Here is a 25,752-nt window from a genome sequence, read left to right as displayed (position 1 = left end):
CGGTCTTCGGTGTCAAAGGCCAAGGGCCTGGGCGACGAGGGTTTGTTGTTCATGCTTGTGGCGCGAGGCAAGGCCCGTGGCGGGCGAAGCCGAGGCAGAGCGGCCCGCATAGGACATCCGGGTGGTCTTACCGCGCACCTTGGTCAGGACGGTTTCAATTTCGGGCTCGATGAAGGACCAGGCGCCCTGGTTCTTCGGTTCTTCCTGACACCAGATGAATTCGGCTTTCGGGAAGCGGGACAGCTCCTGCGTCAGGGACATCGTCGGCACCGGGTAAAGCTGTTCGACGCGGAGCAGGTAGACATCCTCCAGCTTTTGCGCGTCACGTTCGGCCAGAAGGTCATAGTAGACCTTGCCCGAACACAAGACGACGCGCTTGATCTTGTCATCGGCCTTCAACTTTGCCGTCGAGTTGCCCTTTTGCGCGTCATCCCACAAGACGCGGTGGAAGGTGGAACCGTCGGTGAAATCCTCGGCCCGGCTGATGCACATCGGGTGACGCAGAAGCGACTTCGGCGTCATCAGGATCAGCGGTTTGCGATAGGTCCGGTGCAGCTGGCGGCGCAGGATGTGGAAATAGTTCGCCGGAGTCGTGCAGTTGGCGACGATCCAGTTATCCTGCGCGGAAAGCTGGAGGAACCGTTCGAGCCGGGCGGAGGAATGTTCCGGCCCCTGACCTTCGTAGCCGTGCGGCAGCAGCATCACGAGGCCAGACATGCGCAGCCATTTGCTTTCGCCCGAGTTGATGAACTGGTCGATCATGATCTGCGCGCCATTGGCGAAATCGCCGAACTGGGCTTCCCAAAGGGTCAGCGCGTTCGGTTCCGACAGCGAGTAGCCATATTCGAAACCAAGCACGGCGTATTCCGACAGCATGCTGTCGATCACCTCATACCGCGCTTGCCCTGCGCGGATGTGGTTCAGGGGGTAATGGCGTTCCTCGGTCGTCTGGTCGACCCAGCCGGAATGGCGCTGGGAGAAGGTGCCGCGGGTGCAGTCCTGGCCCGAAAGCCGGACGGCAAAGCCTTCGGTCTGGAGTGAGCCAAAGGCCAGCGCCTCGGACGTGGCCCAGTCGAAGCCTTCGCCCTTGGCGAACATTTCCTTTTTCGCCTCAAGCTGGCGGGTGACGGTCTTGTGCATGTCGAAACCGTCAGGGATGCGGGTCAGGGCCGCGCCGACCTCGGCCAAGGTTTCGGCCTTGATCCAGGTTTCGCCGCGCTGGTAGTTGTTCAGATCCTTGGTCGCAAGGTTCTTCCAGCGGCCATCCAGCCAGTCGGCCTTGTTGGGCAGGAAGGCCTTGCCGGCCTCGAATTCCTCGTTCAGGCGGGCCTGAAAGGCGGCCTTCATATCCTCGATCTCACCCTCGGGGATCAGCCCGTCGGCCACCAGCCGTTCGGTGTAAAGCTGGAGCGTGGTCTTTTGCTTGCGGATCCGGGTGTACATCGCCGGGTTGGTGAACATCGGCTCGTCGCCTTCGTTGTGACCGAAGCGGCGGTAGCAGAAGATGTCGATGACCACATCCTTGTGGAACTTCTGGCGGAACTCGGTCGCGACGCGGGCGGCGTGAACCACGGCTTCGGGGTCGTCACCGTTGACGTGGAAGATCGGCGCCTCGACCATCAGCGCGATGTCGGTCGGGTAGGGCGAGGTGCGGCTGAAGGCGGGTGCCGTGGTAAAGCCGATCTGGTTGTTGACGATGATGTGGATACAGCCACCGGTGCGGTGGCCCTTGATGCCGGAAAGCTGAAGACATTCGGCCACAACGCCCTGACCCGCGAAGGCGGCATCGCCGTGCAGCAGGATCGGCAGCACAGCGATACGGTCAGTCGTGTCATTCACCTGATCCTGCTTGGCGCGGACCTTGCCAAGGACGACCGGGTTGACCGCCTCAAGATGGCTGGGGTTGGCGGTCAGCGACAGGTGGACCTTGTTGCCGTCAAATTCGCGGTCCGAGGACGCGCCAAGGTGGTATTTCACGTCGCCGGAGCCGTCCACGTCTTCGGGCTTGTAAGAGCCACCCTGAAATTCGTGGAAGATCGCGCGGTAGGGTTTCATCATCACATTGGCCAAGACCGACAGACGGCCCCGGTGCGGCATGCCGATGGCAACCTCTTTCACGCCAAGCGCACCACCGCGCTTGACGATCTGTTCCATCGCCGGGATCAGCGCCTCGCCGCCGTCAAGGCCGAAGCGCTTGGTTCCCATGTATTTGACGTGGAGGAATTTCTCATACCCCTCGGCCTCGACCAGCTTGTTCAGGATCGCCCTGCGGCCCTCGCGGGTGAAGGCGACTTCCTTGCCGTAGCCTTCGATCCGCTCCTTGAGCCACGCCGATTGTTCGGGGTCAGAGATGTGCATGTATTGCAGCGCGAAGGTGCCGCAATAGGTGCGCTTGAGGATGTCGATGATCGTGCGCATCGAGGCGGTTTCCAGCCCCAGCACGTTGTCGATGAAGATCGGGCGGTCCATGTCCGCGTCAGAAAAGCCGTAGGAGGCTGGGTCAAGCTCCGGGTGGCTGCCGCGTTCGGTGATCCCAAGCGGGTCAAGGTCGGCGGCAAGGTGGCCCCTGATCCGGTAGGCGCGGATGATCATCAGCGCGCGGATGCTGTCAAGGACAGCGCGCTGGATCTGGTCATCGGTCAGGCTGACCCCGGCCTCGGCGGCCTTGGCGGCGATCTTTGCGCCCGCAGCCCGGGCTTCCTTGGCCGGTGGCGGGGCGGCCCATTCACCGGTCAGCGCGGCGGTCAGATCATCCACCGGCTGCGGCGGCCAGTCGGCGCGCGCCCACGAAGGGCCTTCGGCGGCGCGCTTGGCGTCAATCTCGCTGTCACCGAGGGCGCGGAAGAACTCGGCCCACTGGGGATCGACCGAGTTCGGGTCGGCGGCATGGCGCGCGGCCAGCTGGTCGACGTAATCGGCGTTGGCCCCGTCAAGGAAGGACGAGGCGGTGAAGGCGGCGGTGGGGGACTGGTTGGTCATAGTGCGCTTCCTTGTGGGGCGGGGCGTCCCCCGCCAAGAAAAAGAGTCGGGCTGAAGCCCGACCTACGCTTTGATTGCCTTGAGGACGGCCTCGCCCAGACCCGCGGGGCTGTCGGCCACCACGATCCCGGCGCTGAGCATCGCTTGAATCTTGGACTCCGCGTCGCCTTTGCCACCGGCCACGATGGCCCCGGCGTGGCCCATGCGGCGGCCGGGGGGGGCGGTGCGGCCGGCGATGAAACCGGCGGTGGGCTTCCAGCGGCCCTTCTTCTTTTCATCGGCAAGGAACTGGGCGGCTTCCTCCTCGGCGGATCCGCCGATCTCGCCGATCATGATGATCGAATGGGTCTCGGGGTCAGCGAGGAACATCTCGAGCACGTCGATGTGTTCGGTGCCCTTGATCGGGTCGCCGCCGATGCCCACTGCGGTGGTCTGGCCAAGGCCCACGTCGGTTGTCTGTTTCACAGCCTCATACGTAAGTGTCCCCGACCGTGACACAACCCCGACCGAGCCCTTGGAGAAGATCGAGCCAGGCATGATGCCGATCTTGCATTCGCCGGGGGTCAGCACGCCGGGGCAGTTCGGGCCGATCAGGCGGGACTTCGAATTGATCAGCGCGCGCTTGACCTTCATCATGTCGAGGACCGGAATGCCCTCGGTGATGCAGACGATCAGCGGGATTTCAGCGTCAATGGCCTCAAGGATCGAGTCGGCCGCGAAGGGCGGGGGGACGTAGATCGCCGTGGCATTTGCACCGGTTTTAGCCACGGCGTCGTGGACACTGTCGAAAACAGGCAGGCCGAGGTGTTCGGTGCCGCCCTTTCCGGGGGTCACGCCGCCGACCATCTGGGTGCCGTAAGCGATGGCCTGTTCGGAATGGAAGGTGCCTTGGCTGCCGGTGAAGCCCTGGCAGATGACGCGGGTGGATTTGTTGACGAGGACGGACATTCGCGTGTTTCCTAACTCAGAGCTGTTTCAAGGGGCTAAAGTCAGTTCGACACCAAGCCGTTCGACGCGTGCGACGAGCACCATTGCTTGGACTGAATGAAGCCAATTCTTCCGGTAGACTGTGAGTGCGTCCGGTGCATCTAGGGCTCCGGAGGCTTCCAACATGGCGTCTCGTTCGGTGCGGCAAGTTGCCGAGAACACGAGTTCTGCGAGATCAAGCATGTTGTCCTGTAAGGGTTCTAGTTGTGTTGCCCAATGTGCCAAGCACTGGGTCAGCGCGTCTGTGGAGTCAGTTGCCTGCGCGGTCTCAGCTTGCGCAGTTGGCAAGTTGAGAACCAAGCAAAATGCGCAGGCAAACCACCGAGTCATTGCTTACCCCCGCACCGCCTTGACGATCTTTTCCGCTCCGTCCTTCAGGTCATCGGCGGCGATGACGTTCAGGCCGGATTTGCGGATGATGTCCTTGCCAAGTTCGACATTGGTGCCTTCGAGGCGCACCACCAGCGGCACTTGCAGGCCCACCTCTTTTACCGCCGCGATCACACCTTCTGCGATGATGTCGCAGCGCATGATGCCGCCGAAGATGTTGACGAGGATGCCCTTCACCTGCGGGTCGGAGGTGATGATCTTGAAGGCCTCGGTCACCTTTTCCTTGGTCGCGCCGCCGCCGACGTCAAGGAAGTTGGCAGGCTCGGCCCCGTAAAGCTTGATGATGTCCATCGTGGCCATCGCGAGGCCCGCGCCGTTGACCATGCAACCGATCTCGCCATCCAGCGCGATGTAGTTCAGGTCGAATTTCGAGGCGGCGAGTTCCTTCGGATCTTCCTCGGTCTCGTCGCGCAGGGCGGCGATGTCGGGGTGGCGGTAGATCGCGTTGCCGTCAAAGGCCATCTTGGCGTCAAGGAGCTTCAGCGAGCCGTCCTTGAGGGCGCAGAACGGGTTGATCTCCAGCATGTCCATGTCCTTGTCGGTGAACATGCGGTAGAGGTTCTTCACGATCTGGACGCAGGATTTCACCTGCGCGCCCGAAAGCCCCAGCGCAAAGGCGACGCGGCGGCCGTGGAAATCCTGCAAGCCGGTGGCGGGATCAATGGTGAAGGTGTGGATCAGTTCGGGCGTGTCGTGGGCAACGTCTTCGATGCTCATCCCGCCTTCGGTCGAGGCGACGATGGAGATGCGGCTGGACTGGCGGTCGATCAGGAAGGCGAGGTAGAACTCGCGGTCGATGTCGCTGCCGTCTTCGATGTAGATGCGGTTGACCTGCTTGCCGGTGTCTCCGGTCTGGATCGTCACCAAGGTGCGGCCCAGCATCTGGCGGGCGAACTCGGCGGCCTCACCTACTGAGCGGGCAAGACGGACACCGCCCTTTTCGCCAGCCTCGGGTTCCTTGAAGTGGCCCTTGCCGCGACCACCGGCGTGGATCTGCGCCTTGACGACCCAGAGCGGCCCGTCCAACTCGCCTGCGGCAGTCTTGGCCTCTTCGGCCTTGAGGACGACACGGCCGTCGGAAACCGGGATGCCATAACTGCGCAAAAGCGCCTTGGCCTGGTACTCGTGAATGTTCATCTGGGCCGCCCCGTTCTTGTGGTGGTTTGGCTGGGTGATGGCACGGATACGCAAGGATTCCTACGGGAATTCCCTGATGTTAGCGCCGGACAGCGCGGAAAAATGCATATCGTGATCACGAATTCGAACCGTGTGATCACATTGCTGAAAAGTGTGATCACACGTTAAGCTGTCCGGCCTTTACGTCGATTCGCAGCCGCACGGCGGCCCGGATTCCACGCCGAACCTTGCCCCTGCCCGATCCCGGTTCGGTCAGTTCAGAAAGACCGCAAACAGGATCGCATCGCCCGAGACCATCCGTTCAAAGTCGTTCCAGGCGGTGGTGCTGACGCGGTTGCCCTTTTCGGCATAGGGCAACAGTCCCTCGCCCTGAACCCATGTGATCAGGTCAACGGGGGGTGGGGTCTCGAACATCTTTTTCAGGTTGATCCCAGCCTCGGCGCCGAAACGCCAATGCGGGATCAGGAGTTCGCCAGTCAGCAGCATTTCGGCATCCGCCAGCACGGCCTGCCAGCGCTGTCCCGTTCCGGGCGGCATCCTGATGCCAAGGCCGGATACCTGATTGTCATTCGGCACCCATTCGCGGTCGTTGTCAGTCTCTTGCGCCACCAGTGACCAGAAGCGGCGGTTTTCCCTGATCATCGCCAGCAGATGCGCGTGGGCGTTCTGCGCCATCGCCTTGTCGGGAGTGTTCGACAGGGCGAAAAGCACCATGGCGATCCGGTCGACCTGACGACCGAACATCATGTCAAGGGCATTTGGTGGCGGGGTGTCCCCCCAGAGCGCATAGATCGCGGCCGAACTGTCCAGCACGCGCTGGATCGCGGGTTCCGGGTCGTAGGCAAGGGCGATGTTTGCAAAGCCTGACAAGAAGTGGGTGTAGGCGGTCAACCACGCGGCATCGGCGGTATCAAACCGGATCACCGGGTCTTCCAGCCGCATTCCGATGATACGCCCGCCGCCCATCAGCCCTGCGACCGAGGCCATGTCTTCGCCCGGGTCATATGCGCCGTTCATGTTGATGTCGAACCACAGGTCACGCAGGGCAATCTCCAGCGCGAAAGGCTGGTCACCCAACTGGCCAAGTGTGGCACGGGCGGCTTCCATATCCGCGTCCAGCCGGGTGAGCAGGGTCGTGAAATCCGCCGCCGCAAAGGCGCGGGCTTCGGGGTTCTCGGGAATCGGCAGGCGCAGGATCGGCAGTTCCGACCAGTCAGCCCGCACGCCGGTCTGCCAGCGCAGTTGCAGCGCGGCCTCGACCCCGCGCAGAAAGCGCAGGCCGGCGAGGGCAAAAAGTTCATCGCTGCCGGGGGCGGGCAGGGTGGCCAGACGCGCCTCGGTCGCGGCAAGCCCGGTCCGGCCGATCTCTTGCGACAGGGTCTCGGCGGTGGCGGGGGCGGCGGCAAGGGCAAGGCAAAGGGAGATGGCAAGGGAACGCATGGCAAGCTCCTTCCGGAATGGCCCGATGATGCGGGAGTGATCCGGCACAGGCAAGTATGGAAGCCCCTGCCTGCGCGGCTTTACGCGGCAACGGCGGGCCGATAGGAATTCACGGTGCGCCACATCATCAGCCTTTCGACGATTCCCCCCCGCTTTGCCGCGATTGGCCCGACCCTGGCCTCACTGGTCGGGCAATCCTCCCGGCCCGAGGCGGTGGAGCTTTACATTCCGAAAAGCTACCGTCGCTTTCCCACTTGGGGCGGTGGTCTGCCGCAGGTGCCGGATGGGGTGACGATTGTCAGGGTGGATGAGGATCTTGGCCCCGCCACCAAGGTCTTGCCGGCGGCGCGCACCTATCGCGGGCAGGAATTGGACCTGCTTTTCGCCGATGACGATCATTTCTACCGGCCAGATTGGGCGCAGCGGTTCTTGATGGTGCGCAAGGCACATCCAACGGCGGCGGTCTGTGCATCCGGCACGACAGTGGCGCGGCTGGGACGGGATTGGGTTTCAGATGGCCCCTTGCCGAAAGCCGTAAGGGCGCCACGGCCTTCCGAGCAATGGGGCTATTGGCTGCGACGCCTGCTTGCCAACTCCAGGCGCCCCGATCCGACCAGACCGCAACTCAGGGCCGCCCACCGCAAGCTTGACCGGTCTGGCCATGTAGACATCGCCGAGGCCTTTGCGGGTGTGGCGCTGCGGCCGGATTTCCTTGACGAGGACGCCTTTGTGATCCCGCCGGTCCTTTGGGCGGTGGATGATGTCTGGCTGTCGGGCCAGCTTGCGCGCCGACACATTCCGATCTGGGCTGACCGGAGGCTGAATCGCTCGGTCGCCATTCGGGGGGTGGTCGACACCACGCCGCTTCTCAGGGCGGTGATCGAAGGGGCGGATCGGCGCGCGGCAAATCTGGCTTGTGTGGATTACATGCGGGAAACTTACGGGATCTGGGGTGGTTCGGTCGGCAAGGCCGCATCAGATGGGCCTGACGAAACGGTCACCGGCGCATGACTTGGACCAGCGGGACTGACCCCGCTGTCAGGTGGATGTCAGCCGACGCGCCCGGCGTGGAACAGCACCTGTCCGCGCGGCAGTCGGTCTGGGCGCAGTTCAGCCGTCATTCCCGCTTTGCCAGCAAGGTGCAAAACGTCCTCCAGTCGAAAATGCCGGGGGGCGCGATCGGGATGGGTGACCACCCCATCGGCCTGCCGGTGCGGGGCAGAAGCGGCACTGTCGGGGGCAAGGAACACGGTGAACAGGAGCGCCCGAAGCCTGGGCAGTTTCCTTGCCGCACTGTGCAGCGCGGTTTCAAGGGCCGTGATCGGCAGATGGGTGAAGACCCCCCAGGCGATGGCCAGCGTAATTCGGTCGGGGATGCCGGGAAAAGCGAAGGCCGCATCCTCGACAAGTTGCTCGGGGGGTAGTCGGGTCGGGTCGGCAAGCTCTACATTGCGCCCATGATGCATAAGCGCGAGCGACGCATCTGTTCCCCAGTAATGGCCGGGCCGCAGATAAGGCACCGCAAGATGGCCAAGCCGAAGTGCGCCGCAGCCGATGTCAAGAAGGTGGTCGTCCGGGGTCATCCCCGCTTCGGCCAGCACGGCCATCTGGGCGCGCGCCGTTTCCCCCCAGCGGCCACCGACGATATCGCGGTGGCGGCCTTTGGCGATTGCCTCGTCGTAGAAGCCGGGAACGAGGTAGGGTGACTCCGTCCGTCCGGTCAGGATTTCTCAGCCTTCTGGGCCGCGGCGGCCTTCATCCGGGCAAGAAGCTGTTCCTTCGTCTCACGCGGGGGTGTCACGGATTTTGGCGCGCCCTTCTGGGCGTGATCGGGGCCACGCGGATTATGGCGGGCGCCCTTGGGGTTGCCGGATTTGGAATAGTCCATCGGGGTCTCCGGGTTGGGATGGAGGGGAGATGCCGGATTTGGGGGCCGGGGGCAATGGCAAAGGCGCAGGCTGGTGGCAAAAGCCGGGCGCGAAAAGGCAAAGGCGGCATCCGATTGCCCGGATGCCGCCTTTGGATACGTCAGATTTCGGTGCGTCAGGCCAGCGTCGGATCAATGCCCTTGCAGGCAGAAACAAGACCCTTCACCGCGTCGATCGATTTGTCGAGCATCGCCTGTTCCGTTGCGTCGAGCTTCACTTCGACCACACGTTCGACCCCGCCAGCACCGATGATGACCGGGACGCCGACATAGATCCCATCAAGCCCATACTGGCCCTTCACATGGGCCGCGCAGGGCAGCAGGCGCTTTTGATCCTTGAGGTAAGCCTCGGCCATTTCAATGGCGCTGGTCGCGGGGGCGTAGAAGGCGGAACCGGTTTTCAGAAGGCCCACAATCTCGGCGCCGCCGTCGCGGGTGCGCTGGACGATAGCGTCCAGTTTTTCCTGCGTGGTCCAGCCCATTGCCACGAGGTCCGGCAGCGGGATGCCGCCAACGGTGGAGTAGCGGACCGAAGGCACCATCGTATCGCCATGGCCACCAAGGACGAAGGCGGTGACATCCTTCATCGAGACGTTGAATTCAAGCGACAGGAAGTGGCGGAAGCGGGCCGAGTCCAGCACGCCGGCCATGCCGACGACCTTGTTGTGTGGCAGGCCCGAGAATTCGCGCAGCGCCCAGACCATCGCGTCCAAGGGGTTGGTGATGCAGATCACGAAGGCGTTCGGGCAGTTGGCCTTGATGCCTTCGCCGACCGACTTCATCACCTTGAGGTTGATGCCCAGAAGGTCATCGCGGCTCATCCCCGGTTTGCGCGGCACGCCGGCGGTGACGATGCAGACATCGGCCCCGGCCAGATCGGCGTAGGAATTGGTGCCGGTCATCGTGGCGTCAAAGCCTTCCGACGGGCCGGACTGCGCGATATCCAGCGCCTTGCCCTGCGGGGTGCCTTCGGCGATGTCGAAGAGGATCACGTCGCCCAGTTCCTTGAGCGCGACGAGATGCGCAAGCGTACCGCCGATCTGACCGGCGCCGATAAGGGCGATCTTGGGTCTGGCCATGGAAGCCTCCTTTGGGATTATTCGGAGGCAGGCGTAGCCCCTAAAACGGCGTCTGTCCAGTCTTCCAATGGGGCTCGGTATACAATTGTATGCGAAAAATTGCAGCTTTCGGGTCAGGGTTTTTGGCGTTAGCGGTAACCTCGATCACGGACCCGGCGGAGAGCGTTATGGAAGTGGCAGCATACTGGGTGGCGGCGGTCGTGGCAGCGATGCTGGTCGGGATGGGCAAGGGCGGCGTGCCGGTCGTGGGGATGCTTGGCGTTCCGGTCATGGCGCTGGTGATGAACCCGGTGCTGGCGGCGGGGTTGTTGCTGCCGGTCTATGTGGTATCGGATGTCTTCGGCCTTTACGCCTATCGCCATGCCTTTGACCGGCGGGTGCTGGCGATCCTTTTGCCCGGCGCGGTGTTTGGCATCGCAATTGGCTGGGCCACCGCCAGCGTGGTGCCTGAGGCCGCAGTGACGTTGCTGGTGGGGGTGATCGGGCTGGCCTTTGCGCTGAACCTGTTGATCCGGCGGGCGGTGGTTGTAGACCCGAAGCGGCCAGAGGTGGCGCCGGGGCTGTTCTGGGGCGCGCTGACCGGCTTCACCAGTTTCGTCAGCCACGCGGGCGCGCCGCCCTATCAGGTCTACACCCTGCCATTGGGCCTGACCAAGCAGGTCTTCGCCGGCACCTCGACCATAGCGTTTGCGGTGATCAACGCGGTAAAGCTCTTGCCCTATTACCATCTTGGCCAGTTGAACCCCGGCAATCTGAAAGTGGCGGCGATCCTGGCCATTCCGGCGACGATTGCGGTCTTTGCCGGGGTGCGGCTGGTGCAGTTCATACCGGAACGACTGTTTTTCCGCATCGTGACATGGGCGCTTCTGCTGATCTCGGTCAAGCTGGTCTGGGATGGGATTTCGGGCCTTGCCATTGTGGCAGCCGGGGGCGGCGCAGGTTAGATCCTTTCGCCCTTTGCTGGCAGATCATCGGTCAGCGCCTCGTATCCCAGGCCCGAAGCCATCAGGCACATTCTGCCGTCGGCCAGTGTCATGGTGATGGTCCAGGTGCCGGTGGCGCCGGAGGCGTAAAGCTCCATCACCGCATCTGCCCCGGCGACACCCATGGCGCGGCGGGTTTCGCCGTAGCGGTCCGCCAGAAGGGCGGTCAGCGCCTCGCGGCTGCCGCATTGGGGGTTTGCAAAGGCGATCTGGGTGGCAAGGATCACGCCGCCAAAGCCAAGCGAAAGCGCGAAGATCATCCGGGTCATGGTCGGGCGGTTCATCGGAGAGCCTTTCTTGCAAAGATGCGGAAAGGCTGAAGGGCGAGGGCTGAAAACCGGTTAACGCGGCGTGCGTGCGGGGTGGGCGACGGGGTTTTTGCTGCGGCGCGGCAAAATTGGCCTTGCGGTTTGTGACAAATCCATGATCAAAAGCGCAAGAATATTACCCGGAGGTGAGTCGTGTCCCGTCCTGTCCGATCGGTTCTCTATATCCCCGCGTCCAAGGAGCGGGCGCTTGAAAAGGCGCGCGATCTGGCGACGGATGCGATTATCTTCGATCTGGAAGACGCGGTGACGCCCGAAGAAAAGGACCGCGCGCGCGATCTGCTGGCGGCGGAGCTGACGGATCAGGACTTTGGTGCGCGGCTGCGGATCGTGCGGGTCAACGGGCTGGACACCGCATGGGGCGCGGCTGATCTGGCGGCTTTCGCGGCGCATCCCGGTGCGGACGCGGTGCTGGTGCCGAAGGTGAACGGTCCGGACGGCCTTGACGCTGTGGCGGCGCTGGTGCCTGCCAAGCCGCTGTGGGCCATGCTGGAGACAGCGCAGGGTTGCCTGAACGCCGCTGCGATTGCGGCGCATCCGCGGCTGGAGGGGATGGTGATGGGGACCAACGATCTGGCCAAGGAACTTGGCGCGCGGTTCCGGGCGGACCGGTTGCCGCTGATGGCGGGGCTGGGGGCCTGTGTGCTGGCGGCGCGGGCCTCGGGCAAGGTGGTGGTGGACGGGGTCTTCAACGCCTTCAAGGATGAAGCTGGCCTGCGTGCGGAATGTGAACAGGGCCGCGACCTTGGGTTTGACGGGAAGACGCTGATCCACCCGGCGCAGTTGGCCATCGCCAACGAGGTCTTTGCGCCCAGCGACGAAGAGGTGACGCTGGCCCGCCGGATGATCGAAGCCTACCGCGAGGCGCGCGCCAAAGGCCAGGGTGTCGCGGTCGTCGATGGCCGGATCGTCGAGAACATGCATGTCGAAACCGCAGCAACCCTTCTTGCCAGGGCCGAGGCGATTGCGGCGCTGGCCGTTTGACGGCAGGGTGGGCGCCGAAAGCATCTGGAGGCGGCAATGACGTTGATTGTTCTGGGACTGGCCTTGTGGTGGGCGGCGCATCTGTTCAAACGACTGGCCCCGGCACGTCGGGCGGCGATGGGCGATGCGGGCAAGGGTTTGGTGACAGTCGGCATTCTGGCCGGGGTGATCCTGATGGTGATCGGCTACAGGGGACACGAGGCACCCGATCTGTGGTATCCGCCTGCGTTCCTGACCCATGTGAACAATCTTCTGATGTTGCTGGCGTTCTATCTTTATGCGGCCAGCGGGATGAAGACACGGATCACGCGCGTGATCCGGCATCCGCAACTTACGGCGGTGAAGACCTGGGCTGTCGCACATCTTCTGGTGAACGGCGATCTGGCGAGTGTGGTGCTGTTTGGTGGCCTTTTGGCCTGGGCGGTGGTCGAGGTGATCGTGATCAACCGCGCTGAGCCGCGGCCTGCGGCGCCAGAGCCTGCGGCGATGGGCAAGGAGATTGGGGCTGTGGTCGGGGCTGTGGTTGTGTTCGGGGCCGTCGCATGGGCGCATAACTGGCTGGGTGTCTGGCCCTATGGCTGAGCGAGGAAGCAGGGGCTTCACACCCCGCACCGATGCCGAAGCAGCGGGGGTTTCACACCCCCGCACCCCCGTGGGATATTTGGGGAAGAGAAAGACAATTTCAGGCGAATTGTCGGGGATTTGGTGAGACCATGAAGCTGTATCGGTTTCTGAGCGCGGATGACTCGTCGGCCTTCTGTCACAAGGTGACGGCGGCCTTGAACAAGGGGTGGGAACTGCACGGGTCGCCCACCTATGCCTTTGACGCGGCCAACGGCGTGATGCGCTGCGGGCAGGCGGTGGTGAAAGAAGTGCCGGGCGACTATTCCCCGGAAGTGAAGCTGGGGGAGCAATGAAGACCAATCCGGGCCGGTTCTTCGAGGACTACCGTCTGGGCGAGGTGATAGCCCATGCCGTGCCGCGGACCGTGGGGCAGGGCGAACGGGCGCTTTATCATGCGCTTTACCCGGCGCGGGCGGCGGTGCATTCGTCTGATGCCTTCGCGCAAGGGGTGGGGCTGCCGGCAAGCCCGCTGGATGACCTGATTGCGTTTCATACCGTCTTTGGCAAGACCGTCCCCGATATCAGCCTGAACGCGGTGGCCAATCTTGGCTATGCCGAGGGGCGCTGGCTGCGCCCGGTCTGGCCGGGAGACACGTTGCGGTCGCAATCCGAGGTGATCGGGCTGAAGGAAACCAGCAGCGGGGCCACGGGCGTGGTCTGGGTGCGCACGCGCGGGCTTAACCAGCGTGACGAGGCGGTGCTGGAATATGTGCGCTGGGTGATGGTGAAAAAACGCCGTCGCGAGGTGGAGGTAGAGACGCATGTGCCGGCGCTGCTGGCCTCGGTTCCCTCGGGGAAACTGGTGGTTCCGGATGGGCTGGACTTCTCGGAATATGACTTCGCGCTGGCGGGAGAGACCCATCGCTGGGGCGACTATGCGCTGGGCGAGATCATTGACCATGTCGATGGCGTGAGTGTGGAAGAAGCGGAACACATGCTGGCCACGCGTCTGTGGCAGAACACCTCCAAGGTGCATTTCGATGTCAGCCAGCGCGAGGACGGGCGGCGGCTGATCTATGGCGGCCATGTCATCAGTCTTGCGCGCGCGCTCAGCTTCAACGGGCTGGCCAATGCGCAGTTCATGGTGGCGCTGAACGCCGGCGCCCATGCAAACCCCTGCTTTGCCGGTGATACCGTACGGGCCTGGTCCGAGGTTCTGGACCGGGCCGAAACCGAGGCGCCAGGAGTCGGTGCCTTGCGTTTGCGCCTGGTGGCAACCAAGGGGGCCGCGGGTGCCTTGCGTGGAGCGGACGGCAAATATCTGCCCGAAGTCCTCCTGGATCTGGACTACTGGGCGCTGGTTCCGCGCTGAGTCTGGCCGTCGGCAGCCTTGGGGCAGGTTGGGGGTCTATTGTGATCACGCCTGGAAAATTCGTGATCACAAAACCGAAAAACTTGCGCCGATAGCGGAAACATCGTGCAACTGCGGCATTCTCACGCGTGACACGGGCGAAATCCGCGTTATGCAGAAGCACAACAAAAGCCTGCGCTGGCCCGGTGGGTCCGCGCCGCCAGACGCGAGGACCGAACATGGCAGACGCAAAGCGGCCCCCGGCCCGGATCGAGCGCCCCCTTTCTCCACACTTGCAGATCTACCGGCCGCAGCTGACCTCTATCACCTCGATCCTGACCCGGATCACCGGCAACGGGGTGATCGTCGCGGTGATGCTGGCGGTCTGGTGGCTGTTGGCGGCGGCAACCTCGGACAGCTATTTCGCCTTGGCCAATGCCGTGGTGACCAGCTGGTTCGGGGATCTGGTGTTCGTGGCCTCGCTTTGGGCGGTATGGTATCATTTCCTTGCCGGGCTGCGGCATCTTTACTTTGATGCCGGCCACGGGCTTGAGGTCGCCACGGCGGAAAAGCTGGGCTGGGCCTGCATCTTCGGATCGGTCGTTCTGACCGTGATCACCATTCTTCTGGTTCAGTGAGGGTCTCATGCGCTATCTGACAGCCCGCAAACGCGCCGAAGGTCGTGGGGCCGCTGGCACCGGCACCGAACACCACTGGGCGATGACGGTGTCATCTGTCGGTCTGGCTTTCCTTCTGCCGGTCTGGCTTTACATCTTTGGCTCTGCGCTGGGCAGCCCGCGCGAGGTGGTGCTGGAAACCTTTGCCCGCCCCTTCCCGGCGATCGTGACCGCGCTGATCCTTGTGGTCGGCATGCGTCATTTCGCGATGGGGGCGACGATGATGATCGAGGATTATGCCAAAGGCACGACGCGCAAGATGCTGATCATCGGCGCTGTTTCCCTGGCCTGGGTGATTGCTGCAACGGGCCTGTTCGCGCTGGCCCGCATCGCGCTGTGAAGGACAAGAGTATGACCGCCTATCCCTATGAAGTGCATGACTATGACGTGGTTGTCGTTGGTGCCGGTGGTGCTGGCTTGCGGGCAACGCTGGGCATGGCCGAGCAAGGCCTGCGCACGGCTTGCGTGACCAAGGTCTTCCCGACCCGCAGCCACACGGTTGCCGCGCAGGGTGGCATCGCGGCCAGCCTTGGCAACATGGGGCCGGACAGCTGGCAGTGGCACATGTATGACACCGTAAAGGGGTCGGACTGGCTGGGCGATACCGACGCGATGGAATACCTTGCGCGCGAGGCTCCGAAGGCGGTTTACGAGCTTGACCATTACGGCGTGCCGTTTTCGCGGACCGAAGAGGGCAAGATCTACCAGCGCCCCTTTGGCGGCCATACCACCGAATACGGCGAAGGCCCCCCGGTGCAGCGCACCTGTGCCGCGGCCGACCGGACGGGGCATGCGATCCTGCACACGCTTTACGGCCAAAGCCTGAAGAACAATGCGGAATTCTACATCGAGTATTTCGCGCTGGACCTGATCATCACCGATGGCCGTTGCACCGGCGTGGTGGCGTGGAAGCTGGATGACGGCACCATGCATGTCTTCAACGCCAAGATGGTCGTCCTGGCGACGGGCGGTTATGGCCGCGCCTATTTCAGCGCGACCTCGGCCCATACCTGCACCGGCGACGGTGGCGGCATGGTGGCGCGGGCCGGTCTGCCGCTTCAGGACATGGAGTTCGTGCAGTTCCACCCGACGGGCATCTATGGCTCGGGTTGTCTGATCACCGAGGGCGCGCGCGGCGAAGGCGGGTATCTGACCAACAGCGCGGGCGAGCGGTTCATGGAACGCTATGCGCCGCACTACAAGGATCTGGCGCCCCGCGATTATGTCAGTCGCTGCATGACGCTGGAAATCCGCGAAGGCCGGGGTGTTGGCGCCAATGGGGACCACATCCACCTGAACCTGAACCACCTGCCCAAGGAAACGCTGGAACTGCGGCTGCCGGGGATCACCGAAAGCGCGCGCATCTTCGCCGGCGTGGACCTGCTGAAAGAGCCGATCCCGGTACTGCCGACTGTGCATTACAACATGGGCGGTATCCCGACGAACTATTGGGGCGAGGTGTTGAACCCCACCGCCGACAACCCCGACGCCATCTTCCCCGGCCTGATGGCCGTGGGCGAGGCGGGCTGTGCAAGCGTCCATGGCGCGAACCGGCTGGGGTCGAACTCACTCATCGACCTTGTGGTCTTTGGCCGCGCCGCCGCGATCCGCGCCGGGCAGGTTGTGGACCCCAAGGCCTCGAATGCCCCCGTCAACACGGCGGAAGTGGACCGCGCCCTGTCGCGGTTTGACGGCTTGCGCCATGCCAAGGGCGCGGTGCCGACCGCCGACCTTCGTCTGGAAATGCAGCGCACCATGCAGGCCGATGCAGCCGTCTTCCGGGCCGAGGAAACGCTGGCCGCAGGCGAGGCGAAGATGACTGCCATCGCCGCCAAGATGGACGATCTGCACGTCACCGACCGCAGCCTGATCTGGAACAGCGACCTGATGGAGACGCTGGAACTGACCAACCTGATGCCGAACGCGCTGGCCACGATCTACGGCGCCCACGCCCGCACCGAAAGCCGGGGCGCGCATGCACATGAAGACCACCCGGCCCGCGACGACGCCAACTGGCGCAAACACTCGCTGGCCTGGGTTGACGGGGCCGAGGTGCGGCTGGACTACCGCCCCGTCCACACCGCGCCCCTGACATCCGAGGCTGACGGTGGGATCGCCTTGAAGAAGATCGCTCCGGCGGAACGGAAGTTCTGATGCGGAAGGCCCGCGACCGACAGGAAAGACGCGATCAGGCGGGTGGCCGCATGAACGACAGCAACCTGTTTTGGTCGTGGTACAGGCCAAGGAACTTCGGCGATTGGGTGACTCCCTTTCTGTTTGAAGCGCTCACGGGAAAAGAAGCGGTCCACTGTCCCGCGAAACACCTGCTGCCCGGTGCAACCACCGTTTACGGCTGCGGCAGCATCTTGCGGCACATACAGGTGCCTGATGTGGCGGTAGTCTGGGGTAGTGGGATCATCGATAGCGCTGATCGTTTCGCGCGCCCATTAAGGACGGTTTCGGTGCGAGGGCCGCGCAGCCGGGCTCGGATGCTGGCGTTGGGTTATGACTGCCCCGAGGTTTATGGTGACCCGGCGTTGATCCTGCCAAAGGTCTACCCTTCCAAACCGGAAAGGGTCTTCGAAGTGGGAGTAATTCCGCACTTCGCAGAGTTGAACCAGTTCCGTGGCAAGCCTTTGCCGAAAGACTGGACCCTTATCGACGTGACCAAGGATATCAAGCAGGTCATCTCTGCGATCACGCGGTGCCGTCGGACTGTTTCCAGCTCGTTGCACGGGGTTATTGTCTCTCACGCTTATAATGTGCCGTCGGCCTGGGTGGCGTCTGACGTCGCTTTGCATGGCGATGGGGTCAAGTTTGCAGATTACTTCGAGTCCTTGGGCGTGGCTGAGACAAGTCTGCCGGGCAACTGGCGAGCGATCCGTGAGGGCAATCTTTCATCGGTTACTTTCCTGCAACCGGATGTCACCAGCTTGCAGAACCAGATATTGGAATCTTGTCCGTTCCAGATGACTGAAATTCTCGGGAGCGTGTCCGCATGATCCGCGCCCACATGGCCACATATCCCAAGCGGCGGGAATTGCTGGAACGGTCGGTCCGGTCGGTTTCGGCGCAGGTGGATCGGGTCTTTCTGGTCTTGAACGACTATTCGGACGTGCCGGAAGAAATTGCGTCGATCGACAATGTCGAGCCGGTCATTCCGCCCGAAGACCTGAAGGATGTCGGCAAGTTCCTTTGCCAGCCGGGGGAAGACGACCTCGTGCTGCTGGTCGATGATGATCTGATCTATCCTGCCGATTATGTCGACAGACTTGTCGGCGCGGCCAAGGCTATCGGTCTTCAAGACGCGGTGTTCGGTTTCCATGGCTCGATCTACAAGGATGTTGACAGCCATGGTGCAAACGGCCGGAAGGTCCATTCCTTCAACCGTGACCTGTCAACGACGACCTGTGTCGATCAGTTGGGGACAGGTTGCATACTGGCACTTGGCAAGAACGTGGCACCCCTCTCGTTCATGAAAGGCAGCCAGAAGTTTGTTGATGTCCGCTATGCAAGGTGGTTGCATCAGCAGGGTATCCAATCCTGGTGCGTTGCCCACGAGCGGGACATCTTGCAGGAAATGCGGCTGACCACCGGCAGGCATGAAACGATTTATCGGGATTTCACGCGCAACACTCCCGCCCATGTGATCCTTGAAATCCGGGACTTCGCCGGCAAGGGCCACAAGGTCGGACAAATGGTGGGACTGCAATGATGCGATCTGGCAGCGCTTTTTTGGGGATCGGTGTGGTGGTCCTTGTCCTTGCGGCCTGTGACCCGGCCGAACTGGCCGACCGAGCTGTCAGGCGCGCCGCCGACAGCGTCGTGTTTCCGGTGGTGAACATCGACATGCCGTCCGGCCCCGCCCAGACCGCGACCAACTGCATCCTGAACGCGGCCAGCCCTGACGAGTTGCGGCTTCTGGCGCGGGATGTGGGGGTAGAGGCCGGAACGGCGACCAAGGCCACGATCCGCACCATAGCCCTGCGCCCGGCGGCACAGGCCTGCTTTGCCGCCAGCGGCATCCCACCGCTGAGGTAGCCCGATGAAACGCGCCCTTCTTGTCATTGTGCTGCCCTTTGCCCTGCTGCAAGCCTGCGGCCCGATCTCTGTCGCCGAAGCCGAACGCCAGTGTCTGGAACGTGCGCGCCTTGCCAAGCAACCGCGTGGCGAGGTGTCGGTCGGTTTGAACTCGGCTGGCAAGGTCGCTGGCGGGCTCGAGTTGAACGTAAGCTCTGATTATATCCTGGGTCGTGATCCGTCGGCGGTGTTTGACAGTTGTGTTATGGGCCGGTCGGGGGAACTGCCCTCGCGCCCGCTGTCGCAACAGCCGGGGTGGAGGTGAGCCGCCCCGCCGAAGCCATCGCCGACCGCGACGACCTGCGCCGCAGGTTGCGGCGCGCGGGTCTGGTGGCGCAGCCGGACAAGTCCACGGCGGCGCATCTGCGCGCCTATGGCCTTGCCCCGGAAGTGGTGTTCGACGTTGGCGTGGCCGAGGGGACGCCGCAGCTTTACCGTGCCTTTCCAGATGCCCATTTCGTGCTGATCGACCCGCGCGCCGAATCGCGTGAGGCGATGAGCGGTCCGGCAGCGCCGGCTCGGGCCAGTTTTCATGCGCTGGCACTTGGCGCCGCGCCTGGGCAAATGGAGCTTTCGACCCCGGTGACCAAGGCCGGGGCGCATGGCGGGCGATCCAGTCTGAATCGCCCGGTTGGGCCGATGGCGCGGGCCATCACCGGCTTTCAGCGCAAGATGGTCGATGTTGGCACTCTGGATGCGGTGGCCGCCGCCTATCCGGGGCAGGCAGGTCTGAAGATCGACACCGAAGGCCATGAGGCCGATGTGCTGGCCGGCGGGGCCGCAACGCTTCTGCGTTGTCAGTTTGTAATACTGGAACTGTCGCTGGCCGAACGCTTTGACAGCACACCTCGCCCCAGCGCCATTTTCGGCATGCTTGCCGCCGCCGGACTGGAATTTCGCGATATCCTGCGCACAACCGGCGACGGGGCCGGCGGCCCCATCCCGCGACTTATCGACGCCTTGTTCACACGCTGGCCTGCGCCCATCCTGCGCCCCAAAGGAGCCTGACCCATGGTCCAATTCACATTGCCCAAGAACTCGAAGATCCGCACTGGCAAGACCTGGCCAAAGCCGGAGGGCAAGGCCGTCCGCAAGTTCCAGGTCTATCGCTGGAACCCCGATGACGGGGAGAACCCCCGGGTGGACACCTATTTCGTCGATATGGACACCTGCGGCCCGATGGTTCTGGACGCACTGATCAAGATCAAGACCGAGATTGATCCGACCCTGACCTTCCGCCGGTCCTGCCGCGAGGGCATCTGCGGATCCTGCGCGATGAACATCGACGGGATCAACACGCTGGCCTGCATCTATGGCCTTGATGAGGTGAAGGGTGATGTGAAGATCTACCCCTTGCCGCATATGCCGGTGATCAAGGATCTGATCCCCGACCTGACCCATTTCTACGCCCAGCATGCCAGCATCATGCCCTGGCTGGAAACCAAGACCAACCGCCCGGCCAAGGAATGGAAGCAGTCGATCGATGATCGGTCCAAACTCGACGGGCTCTATGAATGTGTGATGTGCGCCTGTTGTTCGACGTCCTGCCCAAGCTACTGGTGGAACTCTGACCGCTACCTCGGCCCCGCAGCACTTCTGCATGCCTATCGCTGGATCATCGACAGCCGCGACGAGGCGACGGGGGAACGGTTGGACGATCTGGAAGACCCGTTCAAGCTTTATCGCTGCCATACGATCATGAACTGCGCCAAGACCTGCCCCAAGGGGTTGAACCCGGCCAAGGCAATTGCCGAGATCAAGAAGATGATGGTCGAACGGGTGGTCTGACCGCCGCTGGCCTTGCCACAGGGCTCCGGTTCGGCCGGAGCCCTTTGCATTTGCCCACCCTGCCGCGCCTGATGCGCGTGCCTTGTGCGTTGATGCAGGGCTTTTGGGCGCCCATTGCGTGGTCTGTGCAGCGGCGCGATGCTACCTTCCTTCGACAAACATGGGGAGCGCGGCATGGGACAGTTGGTTGACGGCACATGGCATGACGTCTGGTACGACACCAAATCGACCGGCGGCGCGTTCGAGCGCAAGGCCGCGCGGTTTCGCAACTGGGTGACCGCCGATGGCGCGCCGGGACCGACGGGAAAGGGAGGCTACAAGGCCGAAAGCGGGCGCTATCACCTTTATGTCTCGCTGGCCTGCCCATGGGCGCATCGCACCCTGATCTTCCGCGCGATCAAGGGGTTGGAGGATCACATCGGCGTCTCGGTCGTCCATCCCGACATGCTGTCGGACGGCTGGACCTTTGCGACCGATTTCCCGGGCGCCACCGGGGACCGGCAGTTCGGTCTGCCTTTCCTGCGCGACCTCTATCTGCGCGACACGCCCGACATGTCGGGCCGGGTAACCGTCCCGGTGCTGTGGGACAAGGTAACCGGCACGATCGTCAGCAACGAATCCAGCGAAATCATCCGGATGTTCAATTCGGCCTTCGATGCCGTGACGGGCAACACGGATGATTACTGGCCCGCAGACCTGCACGACGGGATCGAGGCGATCAACGCCCGGGTCTATGACACGGTGAACAACGGGGTCTATCGCGCCGGTTTTGCCACCACCCAAAGCGCCTATGACCCGGCGGTACGGGCGCTGTTTGACAGTCTGGACTGGCTGGAGGCGCATCTGGGCCAGAACCGCTATCTGATGGGCGACCGGCTGACCGAGGCCGATTGGCGGTTGTTCCCGACGCTGATCCGCTTTGATCCGGTCTATCACCTGCATTTCAAGTGCAATCGCCGGCGGATCATCGATTACCCGAACCTCTGGGGTTTCACGCGCGAGCTTTACCAATGGCCCGGCGTCGCCGCGACAGTGCGGGTCGATCATTTCGTGCGGCACTATCACTACAGCCACGACACGATCAATCCGAACCGGATCATTCCCATAAATCCGGTGCTTGACTATGATGCACCGCACGGGCGTGGTTAAGGGCGTCCGTCAACCGGAGCCGCCTAAGATGAAGCCAGACAAACCCGACCATGCCGTCCCCGCCGATGCCACCGCACGCAAGGCAGTGGCCCCGGTCATCTGCTACCCGGTCGAGGGGCTACCCGCCCCGGACCTTGCCGCATATCGTGCCGCGCGTGACGGCTGGTCGCTGGTGTCCGAAGTGCTGGTTCCCGCCCGCGACGGGCGCTGTTTCAACGTGCCGGCAGGGCATTTCTTCCGCATCATCAGCGTCGAGGGGCCGCAGGTTGGAGACCTAAATCTCTTTGCGGCCAATAACTTGGGTGAAAGGTTCTTCTCTGGCAAGACCCGGGCGCTGCATGGCACGCATCTGTCAACGGGTGATCGGATGTGGTCGTGCCTGCCTTATCTGCGGCCCATGGCGACGGTGACGGATGATACGCTTGACTGGTATGGGTTCGACACCTTTGGCGGGTCGGTGCATGATGTGATCGGCACGCGCTGCGACCCTTACACGCATGCGCTGTTGTCGGGCGGTGACCAGTATCACCACTGTTGCCATTCCAACCTGACGCGGGCGGTGGCGGCGCAGACCGGCCTGCCGCTGCATGCGGCGGAACTGCATGTGCATGACGTGCTGAACGTCTTCATGTGCACGGGTTTTACCCGCGACACCGGGCAGTATTTCATGAAGGCCAGCCCGGTGCGGCCCGGTGACTACCTTGAATTCATGGCGGAAATTGATCTTCTGGGCGTTCTGTCAGCCTGCCCGGGAGGGGATTGTTCGGCCGAACATTCGTCTGACGTGGCGGCCTGTCATCCGTTGCTGGTTCAGGTGTTCAGGCCCAAGGCCCCACCCGTGGGCTGGCACCCGTCTGGGCCGAATGCCTATGACCGCAGCCACGGTCAGGAATAGCGTTCCACTGTTCCGGCCTGAGCATCGTCGTAGCGGTCCCCCCAGGCCCAGCCGACGGGAAGGATGCGGTTGATCTCCTCGCGGTCTTCATCGGTCAGGTCGATCTCGGGCGCAGTGATCCATGCGGCAAGGTGTTCGGCGGTTCTGGTGCCGGGGATCGGGATCAGATGGCCAGCGCGGTCCAGAAGCCATGCCAGCGCAAGTGCGGCGGGGGTAAAGCCGCGGTCTTGCGCATAGGCGTGGAAGGCCTGCAGTTTCAACAGGTTGCTGGGCCAGTTTTCCGGGTAGAACCGGGGGATCCGGGTGCGGAATTCGCCGGGCGGGAAGGTGGAGGGGTCGGCCATCGGGGTGCCGAAAACCCCGCGCGCCAGTGGCGAAAACGGCACAAAAGCCACCCCAAGCGCCATACAGCGCTGGATCAGCCCCATCTCGGGCTGCCGGGTCCAGAGCGAGTATTCGTTCTGCACCGCCATCACCGGATGCACCGCATGGGCGCGTTCCAGCGTATAGGGGGCAATCTCCGACAGGCCGTAGCCAAGGATTTTGCCTTCTTCGACAAGCCGTTGCATGGCTCCGGCAAGGTCTTCGGCCGGGATCAGCGGGTCGTGGCGGTGGGCGTAGAACAGCGTGACGTGATCCAGCCCAAGCCGTTTCAGCGACCCTTCCAGTTCCGTCCGCAGATGCTCGGGCCGGTTGTCGATCCGGCGATCGGGGTTGTCGGTGAAGGCGGCCTTGGTCGCGATGTGCGGGCGGTGGCCCCGACTTTCCAGCCATTTGCCGATCACGATCTCGCTGACGCCCTTGCCGTAACCATTTGCGGTATCAAGGAAATCTATCCCGTGATCCCAAGCCGCATCCAGCGTGCGCAGACTTTCAGCCTCGGTCGTTGGGCCGAACATGCCGCCGAAAGACAGGCAACCAAGCCCAAGGGCGGATACATTGGGGCCATTCAGGCCAAGGCGACGTTTTCTCATGAGACCGTCATGTAATGCAGGCCCTGAAACCCGGCGCGCAGGGTGCGGGTACGGGGGGCGATGGTTTCGGGGGCGTTGGAACGCAGGCCTTCCGCGATCAGGGCAGCGAGATCCGGGGCATCGGCTGGGGTGACGCCGCGGCGGACAAGTTCCGGCGTGCCGATGCGCAAGCCGTTCAGGTCACCCGGGACATCGGGGATCGGCAGACCGATGCCGCAAGCCAGAAACCCGGCCTTGCGCAAGGTCTTCGATGCGGCCTGTCCGCCACCGAAAGCTGCGGCTTCGATGGCGAACTGGTGCGATGTGGTGGCGCCGCGATCCCCCGCATAGACGGGCAGGCCCAGGTTGAGAAGCTCTTGCGCAAGGGCGCGCGACAGATCGGCCATCGCCTTGGCATAGGCCCGGCCATGGTCGCGCCAGTCCAGAAGCGTCAGCGCAAGTGCAGCCGATTTCGCGGCATCGAAGTTGGCGGTCATGCCGGGGAAGGCGATGGCGTCAAGCCGTTCGGCGATCTCGGCGTCATTGGTCACGATCAGGCCGCCAGCCGGGCCGCCGAGGGATTTGTAGGTGCTCATCGTCATCAGATGCGCGCCTTCGGTCAATGGGTTGGCCCAGACCCCGCCCGCGATGATGCCGCATTGGTGGGCTGCATCAAAGAGAACCTTCGCACCGACCTGATCGGCGATCTTGCGCACCTCGGCCACCGGATGCGGGAACAGGTTCAGACTGCCGCCGACGGTGATGATCTTGGTGCGTGTGGCGTGGGCGAGGTCATGAAGCGCTGCAAGATCAAGGGTATAGCCGTCTGCGTCAATGGGTGCGGCGTGGGTGGTCAGCCCGTAAAGCCCCGCGCAGCCAGCAGCGTGGTGGGTAACGTGGCCGCCGATGCTGCCGGAGGGCGCGATGATGCTGTCGCCGGGTTTCGCCAGCGCCATGAAGCCGTAAAGATTGGCCAAGGCCCCTGATCCGACACGGATTTCGGCATATTTCGCCCCGAAGATCTCGGCCGCAAGTTCGGCGGTGATCACCTCGATTTCCTCGATCGCCTCCAGCCCCATCTCATACTTGTCGCCGGGGTAGCCAAGCGACGGACGTGACCCAAGGCCACGGGCCAGCGCTGCCTCGGCCCTCGGGTTCATCACGTTGGTCGCGGGGTTCAGGTTGAAGCAGTCGCGGTCATGGATTTCAAGATTGCGGTCAATCAGTTGGTCTATCCGCGCGGCAACATCGGCCGAAGGTTGTGCGGCCTTGGTGGCAAGGCGCTGGATGTAATCTTCGCAGGCTCTGGGAACCCAGGGGCGGGGGGCAAGGTGGGTCATGCGAAAGCCGCTTCCAGTGCGATTTCGACCATGGCGCCAAAGCTGGTTTCGCGCTGATCCGACGGCAGCGCCTCGCCCGTGGCGATGTGATCCGAGACGGTGAGGATGGCAAGCGCGCGCGCGCCGTGGCGGGCGGCGACCATGTATAGCTCGGCCGCCTCCATTTCCACGCCCAGGCAGCCGTGGCGGGTCAGTTCCGCCCAAAGGTCGGGGCGTTCGTCGTAAAAGGTGTCGGAGGAGTAGATGCCGCCGACATGGACGGGTGTGCCGCGGGCCTTGGCGGCACTGTAAGCCTTTGACAGCAGGTCAAAATCGGAGCAAGGGGCGAAGTTCAGTTCGCGGAAGATCGCGCGGGAGGGGGAGCCGAGCGTGGAGCAGGTCTGCGCAAGGATCACATCGCGCACTTTGACATGTTCGGGCAAGGCGCCCGCAGAGCCGATGCGGATCAGGGTCTTGGCGCCATAGTCGCGGATCAGTTCGTTGGCATAGATCGACAGCGACGGCATCCCCATGCCAGAGCCGTGGATCGTGACGCGGTGGCCGTTCCATGTGCCAGTATAGCCCAGCATCCCCCGGACCTCATTGACCAGAACCGCATCCTTGAGGAAAGTCTGCGCCGCCCAGCGGGCGCGGTAGGGGTCGCCCGGCATGAGGACGGTTTCGGCAATGTCGCCGGGTTTTGCGCCGATGTGGACCGTCATGATTTCCCTTCTGCCGGACTCA

The 25,752-nt window shown here is 63.3% G+C and carries 28 protein-coding genes; 17 read left to right on the top strand and 11 right to left on the bottom strand.

The annotated features are described in order from the left end of the window. Window positions 1-12: 12 nt before the first annotated feature. The 4 genes from QUV21_RS13710 to QUV21_RS13695 form a co-directional block, all read right to left on the bottom strand. Window positions 13-2,979, bottom strand: a complete 2,967-nt coding sequence (locus QUV21_RS13710) for a 2-oxoglutarate dehydrogenase E1 component (RefSeq protein ID WP_300855697.1) — start codon at window positions 2,977-2,979, stop codon at window positions 13-15. A 63-nt stretch (window positions 2,980-3,042) separates the two neighbouring features. Beyond that, window positions 3,043-3,927 (bottom strand): succinate--CoA ligase subunit alpha, encoded by an 885-nt coding sequence (gene sucD / locus QUV21_RS13705; RefSeq protein WP_300855696.1) that lies wholly within the window; start codon window positions 3,925-3,927, stop codon window positions 3,043-3,045. 372 nt (window positions 3,928-4,299) lie between these two features. Continuing rightward, on the bottom strand, window positions 4,300-5,493 hold the full coding sequence (sucC, locus tag QUV21_RS13700) for an ADP-forming succinate--CoA ligase subunit beta (RefSeq protein ID WP_300855695.1): 1,194 nt from the start codon (window positions 5,491-5,493) through the stop codon (window positions 4,300-4,302). 252 nt (window positions 5,494-5,745) lie between these two features. Then, window positions 5,746-6,933, bottom strand: coding sequence for a hypothetical protein (locus QUV21_RS13695; protein ID WP_300855694.1), 1,188 nt, complete (start codon window positions 6,931-6,933; stop codon window positions 5,746-5,748). Window positions 6,934-7,047: 114 nt separating this feature from the next. Here QUV21_RS13695 and QUV21_RS13690 point away from each other — a divergent pair, with 114 nt between their 5' ends. Further along, window positions 7,048-7,944, top strand: a complete 897-nt coding sequence (locus QUV21_RS13690; RefSeq protein WP_300855693.1) for a glycosyltransferase family 2 protein — start codon at window positions 7,048-7,050, stop codon at window positions 7,942-7,944. A 38-nt stretch (window positions 7,945-7,982) separates the two neighbouring features. Here QUV21_RS13690 and QUV21_RS13685 read toward each other — a convergent pair whose 3' ends face one another. The 3 genes from QUV21_RS13685 to mdh form a co-directional block, all read right to left on the bottom strand. Beyond that, complete coding sequence (locus QUV21_RS13685) at window positions 7,983-8,540, bottom strand: class I SAM-dependent methyltransferase (protein ID WP_300855692.1); 558 nt, start codon at window positions 8,538-8,540, stop codon at window positions 7,983-7,985. A 113-nt stretch (window positions 8,541-8,653) separates the two neighbouring features. After that, window positions 8,654-8,821, bottom strand: a complete 168-nt coding sequence (locus tag QUV21_RS13680; protein ID WP_300855691.1) for a hypothetical protein — start codon at window positions 8,819-8,821, stop codon at window positions 8,654-8,656. A gap of 155 nt (window positions 8,822-8,976) precedes the next feature. Further along, a complete protein-coding gene (mdh, locus tag QUV21_RS13675; RefSeq protein WP_300855690.1) occupies window positions 8,977-9,939 on the bottom strand; it encodes a malate dehydrogenase in 963 nt (320 codons plus the stop codon). 167 nt (window positions 9,940-10,106) lie between these two features. On the opposite strand from mdh, the gene QUV21_RS13670 reads away from it, so the two are divergent. After that, the gene (locus tag QUV21_RS13670; protein WP_300855689.1) at window positions 10,107-10,883 is read left to right on the top strand and encodes a sulfite exporter TauE/SafE family protein; all 777 of its coding nucleotides are present in this window, start codon (window positions 10,107-10,109) and stop codon (window positions 10,881-10,883) included. Here QUV21_RS13670 and QUV21_RS13665 read toward each other — a convergent pair. Then, entirely contained in the window at window positions 10,880-11,206 is a 327-nt protein-coding gene (locus QUV21_RS13665) for a hypothetical protein (RefSeq protein WP_300855687.1), read from the bottom strand. The genes QUV21_RS13670 and QUV21_RS13665 overlap by 4 nt on opposite strands. A 177-nt stretch (window positions 11,207-11,383) precedes the next feature. Between QUV21_RS13665 and QUV21_RS13660 the strand changes: the two genes are divergently transcribed. The 15 genes from QUV21_RS13660 (at window position 11,384) to QUV21_RS13590 (ending at window position 22,736) form a co-directional block, all read left to right on the top strand. Continuing rightward, complete coding sequence (locus QUV21_RS13660) at window positions 11,384-12,232, top strand: CoA ester lyase (RefSeq protein ID WP_300855686.1); 849 nt, start codon at window positions 11,384-11,386, stop codon at window positions 12,230-12,232. 36 nt (window positions 12,233-12,268) lie between these two features. Next, complete coding sequence (locus tag QUV21_RS13655; protein ID WP_300855685.1) at window positions 12,269-12,814, top strand: NnrU family protein; 546 nt, start codon at window positions 12,269-12,271, stop codon at window positions 12,812-12,814. Between the two features lie 131 nt (window positions 12,815-12,945). Then, a complete protein-coding gene (locus QUV21_RS13650; protein ID WP_300855684.1) occupies window positions 12,946-13,149 on the top strand; it encodes a DUF1737 domain-containing protein in 204 nt (67 codons plus the stop codon). Then, window positions 13,146-14,168: a MaoC family dehydratase gene (locus QUV21_RS13645; protein ID WP_300855683.1), complete on the top strand. Its 1,023-nt coding sequence runs from the start codon at window positions 13,146-13,148 to the stop codon at window positions 14,166-14,168. The genes QUV21_RS13650 and QUV21_RS13645 overlap by 4 nt, the downstream gene beginning before the upstream one ends. A 218-nt stretch (window positions 14,169-14,386) precedes the next feature. Next, window positions 14,387-14,785, top strand: coding sequence for a succinate dehydrogenase, cytochrome b556 subunit (gene sdhC, locus QUV21_RS13640; protein WP_300855682.1), 399 nt, complete (start codon window positions 14,387-14,389; stop codon window positions 14,783-14,785). A gap of 7 nt (window positions 14,786-14,792) precedes the next feature. Then, window positions 14,793-15,164: a succinate dehydrogenase, hydrophobic membrane anchor protein gene (locus tag QUV21_RS13635; RefSeq protein ID WP_300855681.1), complete on the top strand. Its 372-nt coding sequence runs from the start codon at window positions 14,793-14,795 to the stop codon at window positions 15,162-15,164. Window positions 15,165-15,175: 11 nt separating this feature from the next. Then, entirely contained in the window at window positions 15,176-16,978 is a 1,803-nt protein-coding gene (gene sdhA, locus QUV21_RS13630; protein WP_300855680.1) for a succinate dehydrogenase flavoprotein subunit, read from the top strand. 50 nt (window positions 16,979-17,028) lie between these two features. After that, on the top strand, window positions 17,029-17,826 hold the full coding sequence (locus tag QUV21_RS13625; protein ID WP_300855679.1) for a polysaccharide pyruvyl transferase family protein: 798 nt from the start codon (window positions 17,029-17,031) through the stop codon (window positions 17,824-17,826). Then, window positions 17,823-18,539: a hypothetical protein gene (locus QUV21_RS13620; protein WP_300855678.1), complete on the top strand. Its 717-nt coding sequence runs from the start codon at window positions 17,823-17,825 to the stop codon at window positions 18,537-18,539. Before QUV21_RS13625 ends, QUV21_RS13620 begins: the two co-directional genes overlap by 4 nt. Then, window positions 18,536-18,865, top strand: coding sequence for a hypothetical protein (locus QUV21_RS13615; RefSeq protein ID WP_300855677.1), 330 nt, complete (start codon window positions 18,536-18,538; stop codon window positions 18,863-18,865). The genes QUV21_RS13620 and QUV21_RS13615 overlap by 4 nt, the downstream gene beginning before the upstream one ends. Before the next feature lie 4 nt (window positions 18,866-18,869). Next, the gene (locus QUV21_RS13610) at window positions 18,870-19,169 is read left to right on the top strand and encodes a hypothetical protein (protein ID WP_300855676.1); all 300 of its coding nucleotides are present in this window, start codon (window positions 18,870-18,872) and stop codon (window positions 19,167-19,169) included. Further along, window positions 19,166-19,912, top strand: coding sequence for an FkbM family methyltransferase (locus QUV21_RS13605; protein ID WP_300855675.1), 747 nt, complete (start codon window positions 19,166-19,168; stop codon window positions 19,910-19,912). The genes QUV21_RS13610 and QUV21_RS13605 overlap by 4 nt, the downstream gene beginning before the upstream one ends. Window positions 19,913-19,915: 3 nt before the next feature. Then, on the top strand, window positions 19,916-20,692 hold the full coding sequence (locus QUV21_RS13600; protein ID WP_300855674.1) for a succinate dehydrogenase iron-sulfur subunit: 777 nt from the start codon (window positions 19,916-19,918) through the stop codon (window positions 20,690-20,692). Between the two features lie 174 nt (window positions 20,693-20,866). Next, window positions 20,867-21,841 (top strand): glutathione S-transferase family protein, encoded by a 975-nt coding sequence (locus QUV21_RS13595; protein WP_300855673.1) that lies wholly within the window; start codon window positions 20,867-20,869, stop codon window positions 21,839-21,841. Window positions 21,842-21,869: 28 nt separating this feature from the next. Continuing rightward, window positions 21,870-22,736: a DUF1989 domain-containing protein gene (locus tag QUV21_RS13590; protein ID WP_300855672.1), complete on the top strand. Its 867-nt coding sequence runs from the start codon at window positions 21,870-21,872 to the stop codon at window positions 22,734-22,736. Here the strand turns inward: QUV21_RS13590 and QUV21_RS13585 are convergent. Genes QUV21_RS13585 through deoD form a run of 3 tightly spaced genes read right to left on the bottom strand, consistent with a single transcriptional unit; the run spans window position 22,727 to window position 25,730 of the window. Then, window positions 22,727-23,710: an aldo/keto reductase gene (locus QUV21_RS13585; RefSeq protein ID WP_300855671.1), complete on the bottom strand. Its 984-nt coding sequence runs from the start codon at window positions 23,708-23,710 to the stop codon at window positions 22,727-22,729. The genes QUV21_RS13590 and QUV21_RS13585 overlap by 10 nt on opposite strands. After that, the gene (locus tag QUV21_RS13580) at window positions 23,707-25,029 is read right to left on the bottom strand and encodes an aminotransferase class I/II-fold pyridoxal phosphate-dependent enzyme (protein ID WP_300855670.1); all 1,323 of its coding nucleotides are present in this window, start codon (window positions 25,027-25,029) and stop codon (window positions 23,707-23,709) included. The genes QUV21_RS13585 and QUV21_RS13580 overlap by 4 nt, the downstream gene beginning before the upstream one ends. After that, window positions 25,026-25,730, bottom strand: coding sequence for a purine-nucleoside phosphorylase (deoD, locus tag QUV21_RS13575; protein WP_300855669.1), 705 nt, complete (start codon window positions 25,728-25,730; stop codon window positions 25,026-25,028). The genes QUV21_RS13580 and deoD overlap by 4 nt, the downstream gene beginning before the upstream one ends. Window positions 25,731-25,752: the final 22 nt, after the last annotated feature.

The sequence above is a fragment of the Tabrizicola sp. genome (genome assembly GCF_030373185.1).
Classification (GTDB): Bacteria; Pseudomonadota; Alphaproteobacteria; order Rhodobacterales; family Rhodobacteraceae; genus Tabrizicola.
Note: the sequence above shows the minus strand (reverse complement) of the source record. Positions and strands in the feature narration are given on the sequence as shown.